Annotated in this window: 22 protein-coding genes; 9 read left to right on the top strand and 13 right to left on the bottom strand. The window is 71.0% G+C overall.

The genetic code is table 11. The features are described from left to right. Positions 1–51: 51 nt before the first annotated feature. Together V6V89_RS01175 and V6V89_RS01170 are read left to right on the top strand one after the other, a co-directional pair. Entirely contained in the window at positions 52–1284 is a 1233-nt protein-coding gene (locus tag V6V89_RS01175; protein ID WP_334616964.1) for a sensor histidine kinase, read from the top strand. Continuing rightward, a complete protein-coding gene (locus tag V6V89_RS01170) occupies positions 1272–1916 on the top strand; it encodes a response regulator transcription factor (RefSeq protein ID WP_334616962.1) in 645 nt (214 codons plus the stop codon). Before V6V89_RS01175 ends, V6V89_RS01170 begins: the two co-directional genes overlap by 13 nt. 18 nt (positions 1917–1934) lie before the next feature. On the opposite strand, the gene V6V89_RS01165 is transcribed toward V6V89_RS01170, so the two are convergent. After that, positions 1935–3362, bottom strand: coding sequence for a cellulase family glycosylhydrolase (locus tag V6V89_RS01165; RefSeq protein WP_334616961.1), 1428 nt, complete (start codon positions 3360–3362; stop codon positions 1935–1937). Positions 3363–3560: 198 nt separating this feature from the next. Between V6V89_RS01165 and V6V89_RS01160 the strand changes: the two genes are divergently transcribed. Further along, entirely contained in the window at positions 3561–5207 is a 1647-nt protein-coding gene (locus V6V89_RS01160; protein WP_334616960.1) for an ABC-F family ATP-binding cassette domain-containing protein, read from the top strand. Here V6V89_RS01160 and V6V89_RS01155 read toward each other — a convergent pair. Continuing rightward, positions 5154–5960: an alpha/beta fold hydrolase gene (locus V6V89_RS01155; protein WP_334616959.1), complete on the bottom strand. Its 807-nt coding sequence runs from the start codon at positions 5958–5960 to the stop codon at positions 5154–5156. The two genes, V6V89_RS01160 and V6V89_RS01155, sit on opposite strands and share 54 nt — an antisense overlap. Positions 5961–6098: 138 nt before the next feature. Here V6V89_RS01155 and V6V89_RS01150 point away from each other — a divergent pair, with 138 nt between their 5' ends. After that, complete coding sequence (locus tag V6V89_RS01150) at positions 6099–7067, top strand: phosphotransferase (protein ID WP_334616958.1); 969 nt, start codon at positions 6099–6101, stop codon at positions 7065–7067. Here the strand turns inward: V6V89_RS01150 and V6V89_RS01145 are convergent. The 6 genes from V6V89_RS01145 to V6V89_RS01120 form a co-directional block, all read right to left on the bottom strand. Then, entirely contained in the window at positions 7032–7310 is a 279-nt protein-coding gene (locus tag V6V89_RS01145) for an SCO4848 family membrane protein (protein ID WP_334616957.1), read from the bottom strand. The genes V6V89_RS01150 and V6V89_RS01145 overlap by 36 nt on opposite strands. 5 nt (positions 7311–7315) lie before the next feature. Continuing rightward, the gene (locus V6V89_RS01140) at positions 7316–7861 is read right to left on the bottom strand and encodes a hypothetical protein (protein ID WP_334616956.1); all 546 of its coding nucleotides are present in this window, start codon (positions 7859–7861) and stop codon (positions 7316–7318) included. A gap of 70 nt (positions 7862–7931) precedes the next feature. Next, the gene (locus V6V89_RS01135) at positions 7932–8429 is read right to left on the bottom strand and encodes a hypothetical protein (RefSeq protein ID WP_334616955.1); all 498 of its coding nucleotides are present in this window, start codon (positions 8427–8429) and stop codon (positions 7932–7934) included. Positions 8430–8723: 294 nt separating this feature from the next. Beyond that, positions 8724–9659, bottom strand: a complete 936-nt coding sequence (locus V6V89_RS01130) for an N-acetylglucosamine kinase (protein ID WP_334616953.1) — start codon at positions 9657–9659, stop codon at positions 8724–8726. Beyond that, positions 9649–10548, bottom strand: a complete 900-nt coding sequence (locus V6V89_RS01125; protein ID WP_334616952.1) for an N-acetylmuramic acid 6-phosphate etherase — start codon at positions 10546–10548, stop codon at positions 9649–9651. Before V6V89_RS01125 ends, V6V89_RS01130 begins: the two co-directional genes overlap by 11 nt. Before the next feature lie 12 nt (positions 10549–10560). Next, the gene (locus tag V6V89_RS01120) at positions 10561–12612 is read right to left on the bottom strand and encodes an alpha-N-acetylglucosaminidase (RefSeq protein WP_334616951.1); all 2052 of its coding nucleotides are present in this window, start codon (positions 12610–12612) and stop codon (positions 10561–10563) included. A 51-nt stretch (positions 12613–12663) separates the two neighbouring features. On the opposite strand from V6V89_RS01120, the gene V6V89_RS01115 reads away from it, so the two are divergent. The 4 genes from V6V89_RS01115 to V6V89_RS01100 are packed head-to-tail and all read left to right on the top strand — an operon-like array spanning position 12664 to position 16924. Beyond that, positions 12664–13830 carry an ROK family transcriptional regulator gene (locus tag V6V89_RS01115; protein WP_334616950.1) on the top strand — a complete coding sequence of 389 codons (1167 nt, stop codon included), beginning with the start codon at positions 12664–12666 and terminating at the stop codon, positions 13828–13830. A gap of 37 nt (positions 13831–13867) precedes the next feature. Then, entirely contained in the window at positions 13868–15169 is a 1302-nt protein-coding gene (locus tag V6V89_RS01110; protein ID WP_334616949.1) for an ABC transporter substrate-binding protein, read from the top strand. Next, the gene (locus tag V6V89_RS01105; RefSeq protein WP_334616948.1) at positions 15162–16103 is read left to right on the top strand and encodes a carbohydrate ABC transporter permease; all 942 of its coding nucleotides are present in this window, start codon (positions 15162–15164) and stop codon (positions 16101–16103) included. The genes V6V89_RS01110 and V6V89_RS01105 overlap by 8 nt, the downstream gene beginning before the upstream one ends. Then, a complete protein-coding gene (locus V6V89_RS01100) occupies positions 16100–16924 on the top strand; it encodes a carbohydrate ABC transporter permease (RefSeq protein WP_334616947.1) in 825 nt (274 codons plus the stop codon). Before V6V89_RS01105 ends, V6V89_RS01100 begins: the two co-directional genes overlap by 4 nt. On the opposite strand, the gene V6V89_RS01095 is transcribed toward V6V89_RS01100, so the two are convergent. From V6V89_RS01095 to V6V89_RS01085, 3 genes are read right to left on the bottom strand one after another with little or no spacing between them, the layout of a single operon-like run. After that, on the bottom strand, positions 16914–17705 hold the full coding sequence (locus V6V89_RS01095) for a class I SAM-dependent methyltransferase (protein ID WP_334616946.1): 792 nt from the start codon (positions 17703–17705) through the stop codon (positions 16914–16916). The genes V6V89_RS01100 and V6V89_RS01095 overlap by 11 nt on opposite strands. A gap of 25 nt (positions 17706–17730) precedes the next feature. Next, positions 17731–18228: an SRPBCC family protein gene (locus V6V89_RS01090; protein WP_334616945.1), complete on the bottom strand. Its 498-nt coding sequence runs from the start codon at positions 18226–18228 to the stop codon at positions 17731–17733. After that, positions 18225–19223 (bottom strand): LysR family transcriptional regulator, encoded by a 999-nt coding sequence (locus V6V89_RS01085; protein WP_334616943.1) that lies wholly within the window; start codon positions 19221–19223, stop codon positions 18225–18227. The genes V6V89_RS01090 and V6V89_RS01085 overlap by 4 nt, the downstream gene beginning before the upstream one ends. A 35-nt stretch (positions 19224–19258) precedes the next feature. On the opposite strand from V6V89_RS01085, the gene V6V89_RS01080 reads away from it, so the two are divergent. Further along, entirely contained in the window at positions 19259–20188 is a 930-nt protein-coding gene (locus V6V89_RS01080; protein WP_334616942.1) for a DMT family transporter, read from the top strand. On the opposite strand, the gene V6V89_RS01075 is transcribed toward V6V89_RS01080, so the two are convergent. Both V6V89_RS01075 and V6V89_RS01070 read right to left on the bottom strand, forming a co-directional pair. Next, on the bottom strand, positions 20185–21282 hold the full coding sequence (locus V6V89_RS01075) for a S1 family peptidase (RefSeq protein WP_334616941.1): 1098 nt from the start codon (positions 21280–21282) through the stop codon (positions 20185–20187). The genes V6V89_RS01080 and V6V89_RS01075 overlap by 4 nt on opposite strands. Before the next feature lie 269 nt (positions 21283–21551). Further along, complete coding sequence (locus V6V89_RS01070) at positions 21552–22886, bottom strand: extracellular catalytic domain type 1 short-chain-length polyhydroxyalkanoate depolymerase (protein ID WP_334616940.1); 1335 nt, start codon at positions 22884–22886, stop codon at positions 21552–21554. Between the last annotated feature and the right edge of the window lie 10 nt (positions 22887–22896).

The raw sequence follows: 22896 nt of genomic DNA, 5'->3' as shown, positions 1-22896 counted from the left end.
GGGGCCCGCCAGCCGGCAGGCCCCAGCAACCACCGGGAAGGGAGAATGGCGGTGGTGAACGAGATCTGGGGACGGGCGTGGCGCGAGTTCCGGCGGGTGCTGGTCAGCGTCGGGCTCGGGCTGGCCGCCTTCTTCCTGCTCTTCGCAACCGTCGCGGCGCTCCTGTTCAGCCTGGCCTGGATCGGGCTGCCGGTGTTCGTCGAGGTGATCGGGCTGGTCCGGCGGCTGGCCGGGGTGCAACGCCGCCGGAGCAGCCCGCCCATTCCGGTGCCGTACGCGCCGCTGCCGGACGGACTGCTGCGCAAGGTGCGCGCTCTGCTGACCGAGCCCGCCACCTGGCGCGACTTGGGCTGGCTGGTGGTGCAGGGCCCGGTCGGGCTGATCGGCATGATCGCGTTCGGGCTGTGGCCCGCGGCCGTGCAGGGCGTGCTCATGCCGCTGGTGCACTGGCTGCTGCCGCCGAGCGTCGACGACCTGTCCTACCAGGGCATCCCGATCGACGACCAGCGCACCGCCTGGCTGGTGATCCCGCTTGGCATCCTCATCGGCCTGGTGGCGTACGCGTTGCCCCGCTGGTACCTCGCTGGCGAGGCGTGGCTGGCCCGGTGGCTGCTGGCGCCGACCGCCGCCCAGTTGGCGGATCAGTTGGCCGCCCGCGTCGAGCGGCTCGCCGAGACCCGGGCCGCCGTGGTCGACGCGTCCGCCGCCGAGCTGCGCCGGATCGAGCGCGACCTGCACGACGGCGCGCAGGCCCGGCTGGTCGCCCTGACCATGAACCTCGGGATGGCCGAGGACCTGTTCGAGACCGACCCGGACACCGCGCGGGCGATGCTGGCCGATGCCCGCGCCGGGGCGCGCGACGCGATGGGCGAGCTGCGCGACCTGGTACGCGGCATCCACCCTCCGATGCTCGCCGACCGCGGCCTGCCGGGGGCGATGCAGGCCCTGGCGATGGCCAGCTCCATCCCGATCGACCTGGACCTGCGGCTGGAGCGCCGGCTGCCCGCGCCGGTCGAGTCAGCGGCGTACTTCGCGCTGTCGGAGGCGGTGGCCAACGCCATCAAGCACAGCCACGCCGAGCGGATCACACTGTCCGCCACGGACCGTGGGTCCGCTGTGGTTCTTCGGGTGAGCGACGACGGGCGGGGTGGTGCCGATCCTGGCCGGGGCACCGGGTTGCGTGGCATGGAGCGGCGGCTGGCCGCGTTCGACGGGACGGTCCGGGTCAGCAGCCCGGTGGGCGGTCCCACAGTCATCGAGATGGAGTTGCCGTGCGCGTCGTGATCGCCGAAGACCTCGTGTTGCTGCGCGACGGGATGGTGCGCATGCTGTCCGCGTACGACTTCGATGTGGTCGCGGCCGTGGAGCGCGGCGACGAGCTCGCCGAGACGCTGGTCGCGTTGCGTCCGGACGTCGCGGTGCTCGACGTGCGGCTGCCGCCGACGTTCACGGACGAGGGCCTGCGGGCGGCGATCGCCGCCCGGCGCGCGGTGCCCGCGCTGCCGGTCCTGATCCTTTCCCAGTACGTCGAGCCGGTGTACGCCCGCGAGCTGCTCTCCGACGGCGCGGGTGCGGTGGGATACCTGCTCAAGGACCGGGTCGGCGAGGTGGGCGACTTCGTCAAGGCGGTACGCCAGGTGGCCGCGGGAGGCACCGTGATGGACCCGGACGTGGTGGCCCAGTTGTTGGGCGGCGGTCGGCGGCGCGCGCAACTCGCCGCGCTGACCCCGCGGGAGCGGGAGGTGCTGGCGGTGATGGCCGAGGGGCGCTCGAACGCCGCGATCGCCGACCGCCTGGTCGTCACCGAGAAGGCGGTCAGCAAGCACATCAACAGCATCCTGACCAAGCTCGACCTGCCGCCGTCCGACGACGACCACAGGCGGGTGCTGGCGGTGCTCGCGTACCTGGGTACGTGAGCACCGCCAGCGCAGCCGTCAACTCGTGGGGAAGTTGTCCGGAGTCATGATGCGGCTGCGGATGAACTGGCCCGACGCCTTCAGCACGCCGTTGCCGGAGTAGTTGCTGCCGTTGCAGGTGCCGGGCAGCAGCGCGGCGCTGCTCTCCGTGTGGTCGGAGAACGTCCAGTTCGCGTAACTGATCTTCAGCGAGTCGAGCAGGTTGAGCCACGTCGTGCTGCTGGCCTGGTCGAATGGCCCGCTGCCGGTGTAGTCGACGGTGCCGAACTCGGTGACGAACAGCGGGATGCGGCTCGCCGCCCGGCTGACCGCGTCCCGGTAGTTGCCCTGGTGCGAGGCGGCGTAGAAGTGGAACGCGTACATGACGTTCTGCGCGTTGACCGGGTTGTTGATGACCTCGGTCTCGTTGGAGCCCTCGGAGACGCCGAGCGACGACCAGGCGCGGGTGCCGACGATGACGATGCCGTCCGGGTCGTTGCCGCGGATCACCGGGATGACCTGCTCGGCGTAGCTCTTGATGGATCCCCAGCTCACGCCGTTGGGCTCGTTGGCGATCTCGTAGATCACGTTGTTCTTGTTGGCGTGCCGGGAGGACACGGCGGCGAAGAACGTCTTGGCCCGTTCCAGGTTGTAGTTGGGGTCACCCGGGGTCAGGATGTGGAAGTCGATCAGCACGTACATGCCGCGCGCGGTCGCCATGTCGACCAGGTTGTTGACCTGGTTGGTGAACGCGGTCGGGTTGGTCTCGTACCCCTGCTCCTGCACGTACATCGAGACGCGGAACAGGTCGGCCTTCCAGTCGTTCGCCAGCGCGTCGAGCGAGTTGTTGTTGTAGCAGCTGCCGAACCATTGGATGCCGTGCGTGCTCATGCCGCGCAGCTGGATCGGCCGGTTGTACTGGTTGCACAGGTTGACGCCGCACACCCGGAGCTGGCCGTTGATGGCGACCGGCGTGGTGCCGGTCGGCGGGGCAGGCGTGGTCGCCGCGGGGGTGGTCGGCGGCGCCGCGGTGGTGGGTCCGGTGGTCGGGTTCGTCACGCCACCCGTACACGCCACGCCGTTGAGCGTGAACGACGCCGGTGAGGGGTTGCTGCCGCTCCACGAGCCCGTGAAGCCGATATTCGCCGACCCGTTGGTCGCGAGGTTGCCGTTCCAGCCGACGCTGGCGGCGGTTACGGTCGCGCCGGACTGGCTCCACGTCGCGTTCCACCCTTGGGTGAGCCGCTGCGCGGAGTTGGGGAACGCGAAGCCCAGCGACCAGCTGCTGATGGCGTCGCCCAGGTTGGTAATCTGCACGTTGGCCTGGAAGCCGCCCTGCCACTGGCTGGCGACGGTGTACTGGACCCGGCATCCCTCGGCGGCGGCGAACGCCTGCGGCAGGACGAGTGCCGCGGAACCGATGGCCACCGCGCCGGCCGCGAGGATGGCGGCGGCGGAGCGTTTCATAAACCCTCCTGTATCGACGTCTATAACTGGGAGCGCTCCCAGACTCCCTGGTCGATCGTCCTTTGTCAAGAAAACGGTTGGCGCCCCCGAACAGTTCATGGATACGGTTGCGGGGATGTGAGTCGCTGATGCCACCCGCGCCCGCGCCCGAGGCACTGCCCGGCGGGCGGAGACTTCTTTCCTCGACGGTGGTGTCGCATGCCCGCATCCGCTCTGCTCGCCCATGACCTCGTCCGCACTCTCGGCACCCGCCGGGTGCTCGACGGCGTCTCCCTCACCGCCGCGCCCGGCCATCGCATCGGCCTGATCGGCGAGAACGGCACCGGCAAGACCACGCTGCTCCGGCTGCTCGCCGGGGCGGACGAGCCCGACGCCGGCACGGTCGTGCGCCCAGCCAACCTGGGCATCCTCCATCAGGAGGTGCCGTTCGCGCCGGACGCCACGGTGACCGACGTGCTCGACGACGCGTTGCGCGAGGCGCGCGACGACCTCGCCGCCCTCGACCGGCTCAGCGCCGCGCTCGCCGCCGCTCCAACGGATGAACTGCTGGCGGAGTACGGCGAACGGCTCGACCGCGCGCAGGAGACGGACGCCTGGGACGCCGACCGGCGCGCCGAGATAGTCCTCGCTGGCCTCGATCTGGCCGAGATCGCGCTCGACCGTTCCCTGGGAACGCTGTCGGGCGGGCAGCGCGGCCGGCTCGCGCTCGCCGCCCTGCTGATCCGGCGCCCCACCGCGCTGCTGCTCGACGAGCCCACCAACCACCTCGACGACGGCGCGGCCGCGTTCCTGGAGGAGCAGCTGCGGGCGCTGCCCGGGGTGGTCGTGCTCGCCAGCCACGACCGGGCGTTCCTCGACGCCGTGTGCACCGACCTGATCGACCTCGACCCGGCCGTCGACGGGCCCACCCGATACGGCGGCAACTACACCGCGTACCAGGAACAGAAGCGCGCCGAACGGGAACGCTGGCAGCGACGGTACGAGGAGGAACAGGACGAACTCGCGGCGCTGCGCCGCGCGGTGGCCGTGACCGCCCACCGGGTCGCGCCGGGCCGGCCGCGGCGCGACAACGAGAAGATGGGGTACGACTACAAGGGCGGCCGGGTGCAGAGCCAGATCTCCCGGCGGGTCCGCAACGCGGCCCGGCGCCTCGAAGAGCTGGAGCAGACCCAGGTACGCAAGCCGCCGGAGCCGCTGCGCTTCCAAGCCGGCGCCGTCGCCAGCACGGCCGCCGCCGACGGGTTCCTGGTCGCGTTGCGCGACATTCGGGTACCCGGGCGCCTCGCCCTCGACCACCTCGACCTGCCCGTCACCGACCGGCTGCTGGTCACCGGGCCCAACGGGTCCGGCAAGTCGACGCTGCTCGCGGTGCTGGCGGGGCGGCTGGCCGCCACCGGTCAGGTGCACCGCCGGCGCGGGCTGAATGTCGGCCTGCTGACGCAGGACACGACCTTCGAACGTCCGGACCGCACCGCCCACCAGATCTACGAGCGCGCCGTCGGGGTCGAGCGTGCCGATCTGGTACCGCTCGCGTCGCTCGGCCTGGTGGCACCGCGCGACCTGGGACGGCCGGTCGGCCAGCTGTCGGTTGGCCAGCGGCGGCGGCTGGCCCTGGCCATGCTGGTAGCGGACCCGCCGCAACTGTTGCTGCTCGACGAGCCCACCAACCACCTCTCGCCGCGCCTGTGCGACGAGCTGGAAGAGGCCCTCGGCACCGGGCCGGGTGCGGTCGTGGTGGCCAGCCACGACCGCTGGTTGCGCGCCCGCTGGCCCGGGCGGCAGCTGCACCTGTCAGGCGGCCTGCTCGTCGAGGAACGCCAGCGTGATCGCGGTGAACAGCGGTGAGTCGGCCAGGTTGTAGTGCGTCGTGCCGGGCACGATCGCCAGCGCGTGACCGCCCTTGGGCCGGCCCTCGCCCATCCAGCCGCCGTCCCGCACGCCGCCGTCGAGCAGCTTGAACACCTCGACGTAGTGGCTCGGCGGCGCCATGTCGGCGTCGGCGGCCATGACCAGCGTCGGCACCTGGAGGCCCCGGACCTCCTCGGTCAGGTCGTAGTCCTTCGCCATGAGGTCGCCGAGCTTCTGCAGCAGCTGGCCGAAGTCTTCCGGCCGGGGCGCGACCCGCTCGTAGTTCTGGTACATCGGGGTTTCCTTCATGAACTCCGCGGCCTCGGCGTTGACCTGGCCCTGCTGGACCAGCATGTCCGGGTAGATCGCGTCGCGCCGGATGTTGGCCGAGGCGGAGACCAGCTTGCCGACCTTCTCCGGGTACTTGATCGCGGTACGCAGGGCGACGCCGCCGCCGAGCGAGTAGCCGACCAGGTCGGGCCGGTCGAGGCCCAGGTGGTCGATGAGGGCGGCGATGTCGTCGGCCATCAGGTCCGGGTCGATGGGCCGGTCGATGTCGGCGGTGCGGCCGTGGCCCTGCAGGTCGACGAGGATGACCTGATGCTTCTCGGCCAGCGCCGGAATGATCGGCCCGAACGCCTCGCCGGACATCAGCCCGCCGTGCAGCAGGATCAGCGGCCGGCCCTCGCCGTGCGTCTCGTAGTACAGGTTGAGACCGTTGACCTGCGCGTAGTTGCCGGTCGTGCTCATCGTGAGTGCTCCTTGCGTTCTCGTCAGTGGGTTACGCCGGGTATGACGGCGCTACCGAGGCAAACTCATCGGTGCGGGCGCACCAACGGCAGAAAGATCACGCGTTCAGTGTGCTGGCGCCCGTCTAGCATCGGTTACGTGCTGGCTTACAACCCACTCAACGGGGCGACCGGTGGCATCTGGCGGGTGGAGCGCGACGGCCGGCCCGCCGTCCTGAAGATCGCGACACCACCTGGCCGCGCCGGGGTGCCCGCACACTGGGAAACGAGCAGCGACCCCGGGCACTGGAACTACTGGCGGCGCGAGGCGCTCGCGTACCGCGACGGCTTCGCGGGGAGCGTGTACAGCGGCATCCGAGCGCCCTCCCTTCTGGACTACGAGGCGCGGGCGGACGGGTCGGTCGCGCTGTGGCTGGAGTACGTCGACGGTACGCCCGGCACCGCCGCCACCCCCGCGATGCTGGGCGAGTTCGCGGAGCGGCTGGGCGCGGCACACGCGGCCCGGGTGGACCGGTCCACATCGGAATCCTGGCTGTCCCGGGACTGGCTGCGCGCGTACACCACCACCCGTCCGGTCAGCGAGCCGATCCCCTGGGACCATCCCACCGCCGTCGCCGCGTGGCCCGACGACCTGCGCGCCGGCCTGCGGGAACTGTGGCTGCGGCGGCACGAGGTGCTGCGCGCCTCCGACGCACTGCCCCAAACCCTGTGCCACCACGACGTCTGGCCCATGAACCTGATTTTCGACGGCAGCGGGCCGGTGCTGCTCGACTGGAGCTTCGTCGGCCCCGGCCCGGTGGGCGAGGACGCCGCGAACCTCGTGCTCGACACGTTCTTCGACGGTCTGGTCGACGTGGCGCTGCTCGACGAGGTGGTCGAGCTCGTCACCGACGGGTACGCGAAAGGTGACGCCGCCGTCCGCAGGGCGATCCGCCTCACCGGCGCCGCCAAGTACTTCTGGCTGGCGCCCATGATGCTGAACCGGGTCGCGTCGGGGCCGGCACCGATCAGCCAGGCCTACGACGGCCGCGACGCGGTGGCCATGTTCGCCGGACGGCGCCGCCCGCTGGAGCTAGTCGTCGCGTGGTTCCGGGAGGCGCTCGGCTGAGCGGTGCCGGGTCGCGAGCCAAGCGCGGACGCCGAGCACACCGACGGCGGTGCCAATGGCGAGCGACGCCGCGATCAGCAGCGCGTGCACCCACAGGAAGCTCGTCGGCGCGCCCTCGCCGACCTGGCCGGTGGACCACGAGCGACCGTCCTTCCAGATGGCCAGCCCGAACCTCGGCCAGATCACCCAGGTCCACACGCCGACGCCGGTCAGGAAGGCGGCCCAGCCGCGCGAGATCCTCATGCCGCCTACTCGATGTTCTTCAGCTGGTACCCGGCCTTCGGGCACTCGATCTTCAGGATGGCCTCACCCGATGCGGTGAGCTCCTCCATCTTGTCGAACTCGGCGAACGAGGTGAACTTCGTGGCCTTCGCGGCCGCCTCGGAAAGGCTGGTCAGCGCGGTCTTCAGGGCTGGGTCGGCCACCTTGCTGGCCGTGTCCGCGAAGGTGGCGGCGGTGCTGGTGAAGACCGGCTGGAGCGCTTCCAGGGCCTTCCTGACGCCTGCCTTGTCGCCACGCTGCTCCGCGGCGTAGCCGGCGCGCACATCCGCCTGCGCGCTCTCGCTGAGCGGGTACGAGATGTCCGTCATCTCGCACGCCTGCGCTGGTGTGTACGCGCCCTCGGGGTTGTCCCCGCCCTCGAACTCTCCGCCCGCGTACGTGGCCGGACCGCTCGGGGCGGCGGTCGCGGTCGCGCCCGGGGTGGTCGTTGGCGTTGCCGCCGTGTCGTCCGTCTTGCCGCAGGCGCTGGCGGCGATCAGGGTGACGAGGGCGAGGACCAGGGTGCGTCGCATGTGACTCTTTCCGGGTGGCGATGGATGGGCAGCGCCCCGAGGGGGCGGGGCGCCACCCGACTGTAGATCTTCAGGAACGCCGCGCAGTGAGGCGGGTGCGGGGCTTGAACACCGACAGTACGAACGCGATCACCAGCAGGGTCGGTGCGACGATCACTGGGGCCAGCAGGTCGGTGGGCACCTCGCTCACGCCGCCCGCCACCAGGCCGCGGCCGATCCGAGCCGCCTCGTCGACGCCGGGTCGCAGTGAGCCCGCGATCAGAAACGACATCAGCAGGTTCGTCGCCAGCTTGACGGCGACCCACCAGTACCGCACCAGGCCGTACTTGCTGCCGAGCCCCAGCACGACACCGGTCGCGAGCGTGGCGACGCTCGCGCCGAACATCGGCCAGATCGCGAACATCCGCACCGCCTGCAGGGCCGTGCCGGCGGTCTGCGGGTCGTCGGTGAGGATCGCGGTCAACACGAGCACGCCGAGCGCGATGTCGACGCCGAACCACAGCGCCGCCGAGACGATGTGCCCGAGGAGGAACCATTTGCGGGAGCGCCCGCCGAGCCGGAATGCCATGCCGTCCATGCTTCGGCTCGACGGCCGCGCGGTCGTCCGTCGCCGCACTCATCTCGGTGTACGTCCGGCAGCGTACGGGCGGCCTACGGCAGTACGTCCGCGAGCAGAGCCGCGATGCGACCGGCCAGCGCCCCGGTGGGGTCCAGGTCGGGCCGGAAGTCTGCGATGCGACGCCGAGCAGGCGCGGTGCGCGCGCCAGCGGCGTGAGCAGCGCGGCCAGGGCCTGCTGCTGGGCGTCGACCTGATGGCGGATCGCGAGACGCGGGAGCCGGCGCCGGCGTACTCGACGGCGGCCTAGGGTGGGAATTCGGAAACGTAAGCGGGTGGGGCTTGGGGGAGGCCGCGTTGGGCTAGGAGTAGGGCGCCGTCGGCCGCTTGGCCCGCCGGGGCGGCCAGGCGGGCCTCGGGTACTCGGCGGGTCAGCTCAGCGCGGAACGGGTCCAACAACAGCGGGCCGGCGTCGAAGAGGCGGCCGCCCCAGGAGAACTCCGGTGGCAGGCCGCGCCCGGCCGCGTGGGCCGCCTCCGCCAGATGAGCGCCCGCCCGCCGCCAGATGTCGCGCGCGACCTCATCGCCGTCGTGTGCCGCACCCGCCACGTCGGGCGCGAACGCTCCCAGCTCGTGCGCTGGCGACGCCGATCCGTACACCGCTTGCAGAGCCGCCTCGGTGTCGCCGAAACGGTCCGCCAGCCTCGCGTACAGCGCGGGGGAGCTGCCGCCTCGCCCGTCGTGGTGCCGGAGCGCCGCCCGCAGCCCTTCGGCGCCGATCCACGCGCCGCTGCCGTCGTCGCCGAGCAGGTGTCCCCAGCCGTCGGCGCGGTGCCACGTTCCCTTGTGGTCGCTGCCGAGGACGATGACGCCGGTGCCGGCGGCGACCACGCAGCCGGCCATGCCCTGTAGGGCGCCGAGGTGGGTGGTCAGGGCGTCGCTGGCCACGACGACGGTGCCGGTCGTGACGCGCCGGTGCAGGTGGGCGGCCAACTCGGCGGGGCTTTCCAGTAACCCTGGCATGCCGGTCAGGCCAACGGCCACCCGCGACGCGCGCACCGACGCGTCCAGTGTGGACACGAGACCGGCGATGCGTGCCGCCAGCGCCGCTGGGTCGATCTTGCCGGCCACGCGGGGTACCGGGCCATTGTCGCGAGCCGCCGCTGGCGCCCCGGCCAGCACGGCCCGTACCCGGATGCCGGTGCCGCCGACGTCGACGCCGATGTGCGTGTCAGCGTCCATCGAGGGTTCCCAGCAGAGTTAGCGCCGCGCGGACGCTGCCGGCGGCCCGCAACGCGTTGCGGCACTCAGCGGCCGCCTTGCTCGACAGCGCGTGCAGCACCGCGACCGGCACCTCGCCGCCCGCTTCCGACAGCGCCGCCGCACTCGACGCCTCGTCGAGTCCTGTGGCCATCGCGACGATGGTGACCGCGCGGGCGTTCAGCTTCTCGTTGGTGGCGACGACGTTGACCATCAGGTTGGAGTACGTGCGGCCTGAGCGGACCATCAGCGCGGTGGAGAACGCGTTGAGCAGTACCTTGGTCGCCGTGCCCGCCTTGAGCCGGGTGGAACCGGTGACCGCCTCCGGACCGGTGGCCGCCACGACGGTGATGTCGGCGGCGAGCGGCGAACCGCCGTCGCAGGTGATCAGCACGGTCAGCGCGCCGGCCGAACGGGCCCGGTCGAGCGCCCCGGCGACATACTGGGTCGTGCCTGACGCGGTGACCCCGACCGCCACATCGTGTGCGGTCAGCACGCTCGCGTCGTCGTACGCCAGGCCATAGGCGTCTTCGTGGTCGAGTGACGGGTCGACGAGCGCATCCGCGCCGCCGGGGTAGTGCGCGGTGAACAGGCCGGGCGGCGCCCCGAAGGTGGGAGTCACCTCGGTCGCGTCGAGCACGGCGAGCCGGCCGGATGCGCCCGCGCCGAAGTAGTGCACGCGTCCGCCCTTGGCCAGGCGGTCCAGCGCGCGGTCGACGGCCTCGGCGAGCGTGGGCGCCGCCTCGAGCGCCGCCTGTACGGCCGCGGTGTCCTCCGTGAGCACCGCGGCCACGATGCGGGCGGTCGGCCACAGGTCGATGTCGACGGTGCGCGGGTTGCGCTGTTCGGTCGTGCGGGTGAGGGGCGGCACGCGGGGTCCTTCCTAGAGGGCGAGGAATTCGTCGCCGTAACGGTCGAGCACGCCGGCGGCGACCGTCCGGACATCACCGGGAGCCGCCTCGGAGGCGGGGCCGTGAGCGATGAAGTCTGTCGCCAGGTCGTCGAGGGCGGCGTCGAGTGTGGACTGGGCGGGGGCGCGCCCACCTGGTTCGAGGGCCTGGGGCAGGTATCGCAGCCACAGCTCCCAGCGCCGCTTGTAGTACCCGCGCACGAGCCCGCTCCAGAGCCGCGCCGAGTAGTCGTGGAGCCGTTCGTTGTCGGTGGTGTTCCAGACGGTGAGCATCCGGCGGGCGTTGTCTTCCAATACCCGCTCGCTCTCGTCGTCGTCGGTCCACCTGCGCGCGGCCTCGACCCACGTGGAGAGCCGCAGTGTGGGCCGCGTCCCGACGAGGTCGTCGAGGTCGTCGAAAGGGTCTAGGAAGGAGTCCCAGTGGCCGAAGCGGTTGTCGATGACGCGCAGCAACAGCGCCGCGCATGCCAGCGCCAGGTCGTCGTCGGCGGCGCGGGACGGTGGGGAGGCGAGTAGTGCCTGGCAGGCGGCGAGGAGGTCGGCTGGCCGGTAGAAGAGTGCCGTGCGAACGTCACTGTCGACAGAGGAGTCGAGCAGGCCGTAGTGCGGCCGGGTGATGGCCAGCGAGATGAAGCGCTCCGGGAAGATCGCCTTGGCGTGCCCGTCCAGGACGGACACGCGCAGCGCCCGCCACGCCTGGTCGACCGCGGGCGCTGAGGAGCCGTACCGCTGCCGGCCGAAGTCGCGTACCCAGTCCTCCAAGGGCGGTGTGGAAGACCAGGCCCGGTCGGCGATCAGCTCGAAGAACGCCGGGGTGGTGTGGATGGCCTCCATCGTCAGGCCGAGCCCGACGGGCGGCCGGTCGGACGCGAGCGCGGCCTCGATGTTGCGGTCGGTGGAGCCGAGGTCGGCGACCGGTTCGGCGCGGCCGCCGAAGTTCAGCAGGCCGTTCCACACCCAGGGGCGGCCGGCGTACCCGTCGAGCTTGGGCCATTGTGGATCGGCCTCACCCCAGAGGTCGAGGATCAGCAGCCGGTCGGCGGGGATGCCGTCGAGGAACGCGAAGACCCGCTCCTTGGTCCAGTACCCGGACTGGTACGAGAACGGCCACGACTGGAGTACCCAGGTGGCGTCCGGATCGGCGGCCCGTAGGCCGTCCACGATGGCGCTGGCGACGGCGGCCGGGTACCCGGCGTCACCGTCCACTTCGTCCGGTGGCATCTCGATGAAGGGGTCGGCCGCGTACAGGTGGTCGGTGCCGAAGAGCTCCGCCTGAGCCTGCGCGATGCTCGTACACAAGCGCCGGAACAGCGGGTCGCTCGGGTCGATGACCGTGGTGGGCATGCCCTGCCAGTGCCGCGTGCGCCCGCCGAAGGCTGCCGGCACGTGCCCGGTGAACGCCGGCAGCACCGGCGTCATGCCGAAGGACCGCTGTCGCGCGAGGATCTGCCGCGCCAGGTCGAGGTGCCGCGGTATCCAGCTGGCCGGCAGTGGCCCGGCGAACGAGTCGAGGCATCCCAGGTACAGGAACGGCAGGTAACCGGGGCCACCGAGGAACTGGAGGATCTGCTTGTCCGTCATGCCGAGTCGCCCGTACGCGAGCGCCAGCGCGGCCTCGTGCCCGACCAGGTTGAGCGGCATCGTCACGCCGTGCAGCGCCATCCAGTCGATCTCGCGCTGCCACTCGTCCCAGCCCCAGTAGGCGGTCGAGTAGCTGAACGTGCAGAAGTTCAGGTAGTAGAACTCGCGCACCCGTGCGCGTCCAGAAACCGAAGCGTCGGGCAGGTGCCTCAACGAAAGCGGGTCCGAGCCCCACGTGACCCGCACGCCACCGGCATCCCGGAGGTACCGGTGGATGCCGACGCACGCGGACAGCGCGTCGCCGGCGGCGACCTCGAGCACGCCGTCCCGCGCGCGCACCTCGAACGTCCGCGGCTCGGGCAGTTCGGCGAGCCGAAGCTCCCCGACGCCGCCGGCGACGCGGGTCCAGAGGTCGGTTACGGCCGCTGCCCAGTGCGGTGTCATGCGCCCATCCTATTACTTCCGTACGGTCCGTAAGTATGTTAGCGTCCGATCATGGAACGCACCGTCGCGGTCGGCACCACCTTCATGCTGGAGGTGAATGCCTCCGCGATCCTCACGCACCTGCGCTCCGCCGGCCGCGCCAGCGTCTCCGCGCTCGCCAAGCAGGCGGGCCTTTCCCGGCAGGCGGTGTCGCGTTCGCTGGCCGTGCTCGAGTCGATGGGCCTGGTCGAGATCTCCGCCCCCGACCGTGCCGCCACCCCGACCGGCCGGCCGCCGCAGATGGTGCGCTTCCGCGCCGAGGCCGGCCACGTGCTCGGCGTCAGCGTGCAGCCGGGCCAGGCCCGGATCGTCGTCGCCGACCTCGCCGGCGACGTCACCGCCGAGACCACCGCGCCGTTGCCGCGCAAGGGCGTCGGCGCCGCGCTGACCGCCGCCGTAGGGCAGGTGCTCGACCGCGCCGGCGTGCACCCCGGCGACATCTGGCACGTGTCGGCCGCCGCGCCCGGCATCGTCGACCCCGCCACCGGCCACTTCACGCTCAGCGTCAGCATGCCCGAAATCGTCGGCGACACCATCCTCGCGGGACTGGGGGCCGCCGTCGACGCACCGGTCTATGTGGACAACGACGTCAAGCTCGCCACCACCGGCGAGCGCTGGCGCGGCGCCCCGCATGCCGAAGACTCGCTCATCTTCATCGACTGGGGCGAGCGGATCGGCGCCGGCATCGTGCTGCACGGCCAGCTCTATCGAGGCGCCTCCAACGACGCCGGCGACATCGGCTACCTCGATCTGTGCGCACCCGCGGCGTCCGAAGGGGACGATGATCTGGGGCCATTTGAGCGCTGGGTGGGCACGCGCGAGCTGCTGCGCCTCACGGGCCGGGCGGCCACGCTGCCCGAGTTGGCCGTCGCCGCCGGCCGCGGCGAAGACTGGGCGGTCTCCGCCATCGGCACCGTCGGCGCGCGCTTCGCCAAGGGCGTGGCTGCGATCCGGGCCCTGCTCGACCCTGACGTCATCGTCATCGGGGGAGACATCGCGCAGCTCGGCACCGGATTGCTCGACGCGATCACAGACGCGCTGCGTGCGGAGCAGCTCGCCCAGCCCCGGCTGGAGATATCCGCGCTCGGCGCCGACGCGATCATCCACGGCGCGGTGCGCCATTCGCTGTCCTGGGTCGAACGCGAGCGGTTCGACGTTTCCGCCATCCGCCGGGTCTGACCCGGCTGCTCCCCCCGACAGAATCGAGGAGACATACATGCGAACCAGGCCACTGGCAGCCGTTCTCGCACTCGCGCTGGCGCTCACCGCCTGCGCGGAGTCCGGTGGGGGCGAATCCGCCGCGCCCAGCGACGTCTCCAAGGAACTGACCAAGGAGAACATCACGCTGAAGCTGGCGTACACGGACGACCCGCCCAGCAAGGCGCTCATCTCAGCGTTCGAGGCCGAGCACCCGAACATCACCATCGACGCCCAGCAGACACCGTTCTCGGACTACGTCAAGTCCATCAAGCTCTCGATGGCCGCCGACACCCCGCCGGACATCGCCGAGTACAACCCCGGCGCGATGCGCTCGCTGGTGCCCGCCGGGCTCATCTACGACCTGACGGCGTACGAGAAGCTGTACGGCTGGAACGACGGGTTCCCGGCGGCGAGCCTGGAGGTGCTGCGCTCCAACTCCGAGGCCAAGGAGTACGGCACCGGTGGCCTGTACGCGGTGCCGGGCGCGCTGTCGGTGCTCGGCGTGTACTACAACAAGCAGCTGGTCCAGGCGGCCGGTGTCACCAAGCCACCGTCTACGCTGGACGAGTTCAAGGCCAACCTGGCCACGGTCAAGGGGAAGGGCACCACGCCGTTCAGCCTCGGCGGTCTGGAAGTCGGTGGTTTCCAGCTCTGGAACGCGTTGACCAACTCACTCGGCGACGAAAAGCAGTACCGCGACTGGGTGTACGGCAAGCCGGGCTCGACGATCCAGACCGACGCCGCGAAGCAGGCCGCCCAGACCGTCGTCGACTGGGTTGGCGCGGGCTACATCCCGGCGTCCGCCAACGCCACGGCGGACGCCGACGCGCAGGCCAACTTCGTCAACGGCAAGAGCGCGTACCTCATCACCGGCAACTGGGCCGCGTCGGTCATCGAAGAGGGGATGGGCGACAACGTCGGCTTCTTCCTGCTGCCGCAGGCCACGGCCGGTGACTCCACAGTGGCCTCCGGCGCGAGCGTCGCGTTCTCCATATCGTCGAAGACCAAGCACCCCAACGAGGCGGCCGCGTTCCTGGACTTCATGCGCTCGGCCAAGGCTGCGACCATCCAGTTCGACACCGGGTTCATGCCCGTCAACAGCGAGGCGCCGATCCAGGCGACCGGCCTGCGCGGCGACATCGCGGGCGAGTTCAAGAAGGTGGTCGGCGACAACGGGATCGTGCCGTTCCCGGACTTCGCCTCGCCCAATATGATCGACCGGCTGACCTCCGGCGTGCAGGGTCTGCTCAGCAAGCAGAGCACCCCCGATGCGTTCCTCACCTCACTGCAGGAGTCGTGGACTCAATACCATGGCTGATACCGACACCGCGGTCCTGCCGGGACGGACGCCCGTCCGTCCCGGCGGGGCTTCGCCGGTGCGCCGCCGGGGCCGCCGGTCGCGCCGGCTGATCGCCCTTCTCTACATCGCGCCCGCCGCGCTCGTCTACCTCGGCTTTGCGATCTGGCCGGCGATCCACACCGTGTACCTCTCGTTCCTGAACTGGGACGGCATCCTCCCGGCGACGTGGGCGGGGTTCGACAACTACCGGGCCATCTTCACCGACTCGATGCTCGGGCCGTCGGTGTGGCACGCGATCGTCCTGATCCTCTTCTTCGCGGTCATCCCGTGCGCGCTCGGCCTGTTCATGACCGCCCTGCTACAGGGCACCACCCGCGGCATGACCACGTTCCGGGTCATCTTCTTCCTGCCCCAGGTGCTCCCGCTGGTCGCGGTCGGCATCACCTGGCGCTGGCTGTACAACGACGAGGGGCTCGTCAACCAGGGCCTGCGCGCGATCGGGCTGGACGGCGTCACCCGGGCGTGGCTCGGCGACTACAACCTCGCGCTGATCGCCCTCGGGTTCATCGGCACGTGGGCGATGAGCGGCCTGTGCATGGTGCTGTTTCTCGCGGGCGCCCAGAAGATCGACACCTCGCTGTACGAGGCGGTCGCGATCGACGGCGGCGGGCCGGTGCGGCGGTTCTTCGCCGTCACCCTGCCGGCCCTGCGCGGCGAGATCACCATCGCCAGCGTCATCACCACCATCGCGGCGCTGGCCAGCTTCGACCTGGTCTTCGTCACCACCAACGGCGGCCCGGCCAACCAGACCACCGTGCCAGGCCTGCTCGTGTACCGGCTGGCCTTCAACGAGAGCAACATCGGCGGCGCCGCCGCGCTCGCGGTCGTGCTGACGCTGGTCGTCATCGTGTTCGTCACCGCCATCCGCCGGCTGACCCGGGAGAAGCCGTGAACACCACCCGCACGGCGGCCACCGCGCGCTACCTCGTGCTCACCGGCATGGCGGTCGCGGTACTGCTGCCGTTCGTCAGCATCGTGCTGGCCGCGTTGCACCCGTCTGGCGCGCAGATCTCCGGGCTCAGCATCCCGGAGTCCTGGTCGTGGTCGAACTTCGCCGACGCGTGGCGCGCGGCCAACTTCAGCAACCTGGTCATGTCCAGCCTGATTATCGCCGCGGGCGTGGTGCCGCTGGCGCTCGTGCTGGCCACCTTCGCGGCGTACTCGCTGGCCACGCTCAACCCGTTCGGTGGCCGGGCGATCTCGGTCGGGTTCGTGCTGGGACTGACCCTCCCGATCGAGCTCGTCGTGATCCCGCTCTACTTCGACCTGCGCCAGCTCGGGCTCACCAACTCGTACCTGGGCGTGATCCTCGCCGAGGCCGCGCTGTTCATGCCGTTCGGCGTGTACTGGATGCAGACCCACTTCGCGTCGATACCGGGCGAGCTGCTCGAAGCCGCGCGGGTCGACGGGGCGCGCAGCTTCACGATCCTGGCCCGCGTGCTCATGCCGATCTCCTGGCCGGCGATCACCACGCTGGGGCTGCTCTACTTCATGTGGTCGTGGAACCAGTTCCTGCTCGTCATCGTGCTCATGCAGGACCCCGACATGCGCACCGCGCCCAGTGGCCTGGGCTTCTTCGTTGGCCAGTACTCGACCAACATCCCGCTGCTGTCGGCGGCCAGCCTCATCGTCATCGGGCCGATCGTCGTGCTCTACCTGATCTTCCAGCGGAACTTCGTCAGCGGCATCACGCAGGGCGCGATCAAGGGCTGACCGTGCCGCGCACCGCCCAGGCACGGGCGGTCATCGTGATGCCGCCGTCCGGCTCCTTCGGCAGATGGGTGGCCAGCAGCTCGCGCAGCGACCGGCGCTGGCGGTCGGTCAACGACGCCACGTACGTGGGCGCCGGCCCTTGGCCACCCAGGAACGGCGTCCAGTAGTCGTCGAAGCCCTCGAACCGGCTCGGCACGTCGATCGGCTCCACCGCCACGTGGCCGAGGCCGGCGCCGGTCCACAAGGCGCGCAGCGGCTCGGGGCGGCACAGCGGGAAGCGGCGCGCCTCGTCGAGCTCGGCGGCGGCCGGGTTGAGCAGCTTGGCCGCGTCCCAGAACTGACGGATCATCGCCATGCCGCCGCTGTAGTCCCACACATACCCGGCGACCACGCCACCCGGTGCGGCCACCCGGACGGACTCGGCGAGCGCGGCGCCGGCGTCGGCGACGAAGTTCAGGGACAGGCCGCTGACCACCGCGTCCTGGCCGCCGTCGGGCACCGGAAGCGCCTGGGCGTCACCCGCCCGCAGCTCGGCCCGCGGGTCGCCGATCCGTCTGCGCGCCTCGGCCAGGAACCCCTCGGACGGGTCCACGCCGACCACCCTCGCCGGGTCGGCCCCGGCGAGGATAGCCTCGGTCAGCGCACCGGTGCCGCACCCGACGTCGAGCCACCGGCGGCCGGCTGGCACGCCCAGCCACCGCACGAAGTCGCTCGCGACGAGACGACTCCACCGCCCGACGTAGATCTCGTATGCGTCACCAATTGCCCACACATCGTGCACGCGCCGACCATACCTGTCGATGGCGTCACGCGTGGGGAAGCCCGTCGTAGTACGCCTTCATGGCCGGGTAGTACTCGCCGAACGTCGGAAGGGGTGAGCCGTCCCGGGAGGCCACGAGTTGGTCGAGGTAGTACTCCCAGCCGGGCCCGACGTCGCCGATGCCGTCCGTGGTCGCCAGGTGGTGGACGAAGCGCAACTCCGTCACCCCACCCGCTTCGGAGAGCAGTAGCTCCATGTGCCACGTCCCCGCCGCGTCGGTCGTCGACAACGCGAGTCGGTGCGGCGGCTCGCACGCGTCGATCCGCGCATCCATCCACGGCTCGCCCTCCTCGAAGACCGTCTGTACCTGGATGGTCCGGCCGGGTGCGGCGTCGCCCTTCCAGGGCCCGAACCAGCGGGCCGTGCGCTCGGGCTCGGTCAGGCTCGCCCACACGTCCGCCACGGGCGCGCGGAAGGTACGCGTGAGCACCAGGTCGTCGCCGCTGTCGGTGCGGAAGAGCTGGCCGTTCGGGGTACGCGTCATGCCGTTTTCTCCTTTGGGTCGTCCGTCGCGGGGCGCGCGCGGCGCTCGCGGCGGGTCCGGTAAACCTCGGTTTCGAGGGCGTCGAATCGCTGCTCCCAGCCGGGGGAGCCGGTGGCGGTCTCGCGGAGTGCGGTCAGCAGGGCGTCCAGCGCCGGCTGGCCGAGCGCGGCCTCGCGTACCGCCGCGTGGATGGCGCGGACCGGCTCCGGACCGTGGACCTTGCGCACGACGACGTCCGGATGCCGCTGGGTGAGCCCCATCTCGGGGATCAGGCTGATGCCCAGGCCCGCCGCGACGAAGCCCTGAGCGGTGGCGTAGTCCTCGCTGGTGACGGCGGAGTTGGGGTGGAAGCCGGCGGCGGCGCACGCGGAGAGCACCGCATCGAGGCATGGCCCGGGGCGCTCGCTGCCCACCCACGGCTGGTCGGCGAGCTCGGCGAGGCGCAACGCCCGGCGGGTGGCGAGCGGATGGCCCTTGGGCAGCACGGCGCGGTACGGGTCGTCGAGCAGGTGCACCAGGCGCAGCCCGTGGTGCCGGCCGCCGGGTGGACGCACGATGATCGCCAGGTCGGCCTGGCCAGCCTCGACGTCCGGCAGCGGGTCGTGGGGGTCGGTCATGCGGATGTCCACCCGGATGCCCGGGTGGCGCTCGCGGAACAGGGCCAGCGCGGGCGCGATGAGGGGTGCGCCGGCGGTCGCGAAGTACCGGATCGCGAGCCGCCCGGTGCGCCCGGCGCGCAGGTCGGCGAGGGCGGTCTCGGCCGCCGCGACCTGCTCGCCGATGAGACCGGCGTGCTCGGTGAGCAGCCTGCCGGCCGCCGTGGGGCGCACGCCGCGGCCGACCCGCTCCATCAGGGCGGTGCCGGCCTCGCGCTCCAGCGCGGCGACCTGCTGGCTGACGGCGGACGGGGTGTAGCCGAGGTGGGTGGCCGCCGCCGTGACCGATCCGCTGGTCACCACCGCCCGCAGGACCATGAGGCGCCGTACGTCGAGCATGTAGCACAGCTTAACACTCGCTGTAGCATCTTTCGTTGTTTCTACCAGGTTGGCTCGGGCAGGGTGGGCGCATGGTCAACCTGCGCGTCGGTCTCCTGGCGCTACTGTGGGGCTCCGCCTTCCTGTGGATCAAGGTGGCGCTCGACAACGGCGTCGGCCCGTTCGAGATCACCGTCGCGCGGGCCGCGCTCGGCGCGGCGGTGCTGCTCGTCCTGGCCCTGTGGGCGCGCCAGCGCCTGCCCCGCGACCGCGCCACCTGGGGGCACCTCGCGGTGGCCGCCCTGTTCTGCAACGCGCTGCCGTTCCTGCTCTTCAGCCTCGGTCAGCGCACCGTCGACTCCGGCGTGGCCGGCGTCGTCAACGCCACCACTCCACTGTGGTCACTGCTGATCGGGCTAGCGGTCGGCACGGAGCGCGGCATGCGGCCGGTGCGGCTCGGCGGGCTGCTGCTCGGGTTCGCCGGTGTACTGCTCATCTTCGCGCCCTGGCGGGAGTCCGGTCTGTTCGGCTGGGACGCGCTGGCACTGCTGGGAGCCGCCGCCAGCTACGCGGTCGCGTTCGCCTACATGGGGCGCTACCTGACCGGGCGCGGCGCGCCCGCCGCGCTCTCCGCCGTGCAGCTCGGCCTCGCGGCGGGCCTCGCCGGCTCCGCCATGCTCGCCCTGCCGGTCGACGGCACGGCCTCCGCCGAGGTCCAGCCGGTCGGCCTGCTCGCGGTCGTGGTGCTCGGCATCTTTGGTACTGGTGCCACGTTCTACCTGAACTACCGGCTCATCGAGGACGAGGGCCCCACTAGCGCCGCCACGGTCGGCTACCTGCTGCCCGTGGTGTCGGTGGCTCTCGGCGCCCTCGTCCTCGGCGAGCAGGTCGGCCCGCGCGTCGTGGTGGGCATGGTGGTCGTGCTGGCCGGAGTGGCCGCCTCCCGTTCCACAGTGGAGCGGAAGACGGCCGGGAGCGCGGTCTAGTAGACCTCTACGCCGTAGTGGGCGAGCGCCTCGTTGACCGGCTGGACGTAGGTGATGCACTGGTTTTCGGGACCGCCGGAGACCAGGCCGAGCGCGGCGTCCTGGTGGAAGACCGAGCCGCCGCTGTCGCCACCGAGCGTACACAGGTCGGTGCGGTCCAGCTCCCAGACGTAGTCGAGGTTGCCGTCCTGGTCCCAGTCGTAGTACTTGGCTTCCCAGTTCTTGCTCAAAACCTTGCCGCAGCGGTAGCCGGTGCGCCAGCCGCTGGAGCACACGGTCTCGTTGACGCGGGAGTCCCGGGAGTAGACGATGTCGCGAACCGCGTCGCCGCTGTCGAGCCAGACGTTGCCCGGCTTGCTGAGACCGGCGTTGTTGTGCTTGATGAGCCCGAAGTCGTTGCCGGGGTAGTCACCGCCCGCGTCGTAGCCGACGTACTCGCCGTTCTTGTCGAACCAGTCCCGCACCCCGACGGCCATCTTGGTGCAGTGGCCGGCGGTCAGGATGTAGAGCGAGTTGGGGTTGTTCTTCTTGCGGACGTTGAAGCCGACCGAGCACGACCCGTAGACGCTGCCCTTGTTCGGAGTGATGAACCGGCCCCCCTGGATGAAGGGCTTGAGTTGGGCATTGACCCGCTGGACCTGGACGGCGTCCCCGTGCTGCCTGGCGATCGCGGTGAGGCGCTCGTAGTTGGCGGCCGTGACGGTGTTGTCCGCCTCGATGGTGACGCGGTTGCTCTCGGCCTCCACGCCCCACGCCACGCCGGCGAAGTCGACCGTGGCGCGCACCTGGGCCTTGATGGTCGCCAGGTCCGCGTCGCTGTGCGCGACCAGTTTGGCGACCCCGCCCGCGCTCACGACCGCCTTCTGGGCGTCGGTGTCGGTGACCGCGACGACCATGCGACCGCTCTTGGTGTCGAGCCAGGTGCCGGCGGTGCGGCCCACGCCGAGCTTCTCGACCAGTGAGTCGGCGGCCGCGGCGCTGATGCCGGCGGGCTGGGCGCCTGCGGGGGTGGAGGGGACAGTGAGAGCGGTGGCGACCACGCCGGCAGCCACGGTGGCGACCGCGACGCGGCGCCAAGAACGTGTGGTTTCCACGTCTTCCTTCCGGTAGGGGGCGGAAAACGTAGCATCGGCAATGAGGTCCACAGTGAACGGAAGGTAACCACAAGGTGAAGGCGTCCGCCGGAGAGGATGCCTTCACCGAAGGTTTCCTACAGATAGGCATCGTCTGATCGTTACCGGTGCGGATCATCTCGCCGTGGCTGATGTCGCGCGTCCACGCGGTGCCGCTGAAAGAGTAGTCAACGCTAACAGCGACGGGTGAGCGGTAGGGGCGCCGCGGACGGCGCCCCTACCAGAGGTGCTCAGGCAACCGTGCAGGCCGTCCCGTTGAGGGTGAACGAGGTCGGTCTCGCCGTGTCGCCGCCATGTGTGGCCTGGAAGCCGATGCTCACCGAAGCGCTCGGCGCGATGGCGCCGTTGTAGGACACGTTACGGGCTGTCACCGCGCCGCTGTTCGGGGAGTAGGTGGCGTTCCAGCCATTCGTGATCGTCTGTCCACTGGGGAGCGTGAAGCCCAGCGTCCAGCCGTTGACCGCCGCGGTGCTGGTGTTCGTGATGGTGACGCTGGCGGTCAGGCCCGTGTTCCACGCGTTGACCGTGTAGCCGACCCGGCACGCGCCCGAGGTGGGCGGCGGGGTACTCGGCGGCGGCGTCGTGGGCGGCGGGCTGGAAGGTGGCGGAGTCGAAGGCGCAGGCGTGGTGGGTGGCGGCGTGCTGCTGCCGTCGAGGCCGAAGAAGCGGATCACCTGGGCCGCGTCGACCGGCAGGTTGTGCGAGACGCCCTGCATGCTGATCGCCTCGACCGGCGCCTGACCACCGGTGCCGCCGTACCGCGTGCGGGTGTACCCAGACTGCGGTGTGTCCGTGAAGCTGGGCGTCTGGCTCAGCCCATGGACGTTGGTCCACTGCTTGACCTGCTCGCCGAAGTTCGGATAGCGCAGGGTGTCGTCGTTGGTCCCGTGCCAGATCTGCATCCGCGGGCGCGCGCCCGTGTAACCGGGGTAGGCGTTGCGGACCAGGTCACCCCACTCTTGCGGGGTCTTGATGAGCTGGCCGCTGGAGCACGTGCTGTTCCACTCCGAGCCGTTGGTGGTGGCGAAGCAGGCGAACGGTACGCCGGCGAAGGAGGCTCCCGCCTTGAACACATCGGGGTACACACCCAGCATGACGTTGGTCATCATCGCACCGGACGAGGTGCCGGTGGCGTAGACGCGGCCCGCGTCGGCGTTGTACCGCTGCTGCACGTAAGTGACCATCGACATGAGACCGACCGGGTCGCTGCCGCCACCTCGACGCAGCGCCGCCGCCGACGAGACGTCCCAGCACAGGCTGCTGCGGGTCACCGACGGGTAGATCACGATGAAGCCGTACCGATCGGCCTGCTGCGCGTACTGGGTGCCGGAGTAGAACGCCGGTCCGGAGCCCGAGCAGTAGTGGATGGCTAGCAGGATCGGCGGGCGGGCCTGGACCTGGTCCGGCACGTACAGGTGCATGCGCAGGTTGGTGGGGTTCGTGCCGAAGCCGGTTACCTCGACCAGCGATGCCGCCGACGCCGGTGGTGCGAACGTCACCGCCGCGACGACGGTGATCGCCGCGGCCGCGAGACCGGCGCACAGGACTTTCAACTTCGTTCTCATGAGGCGTGGG

The organism is Micromonospora sp. CPCC 206061, assembly GCF_036906915.1.
In the GTDB taxonomy this organism is placed as follows: domain Bacteria; phylum Actinomycetota; class Actinomycetes; order Mycobacteriales; family Micromonosporaceae; genus Phytohabitans.
Note: the sequence above shows the minus strand (reverse complement) of the source record. Positions and strands in the feature narration are given on the sequence as shown.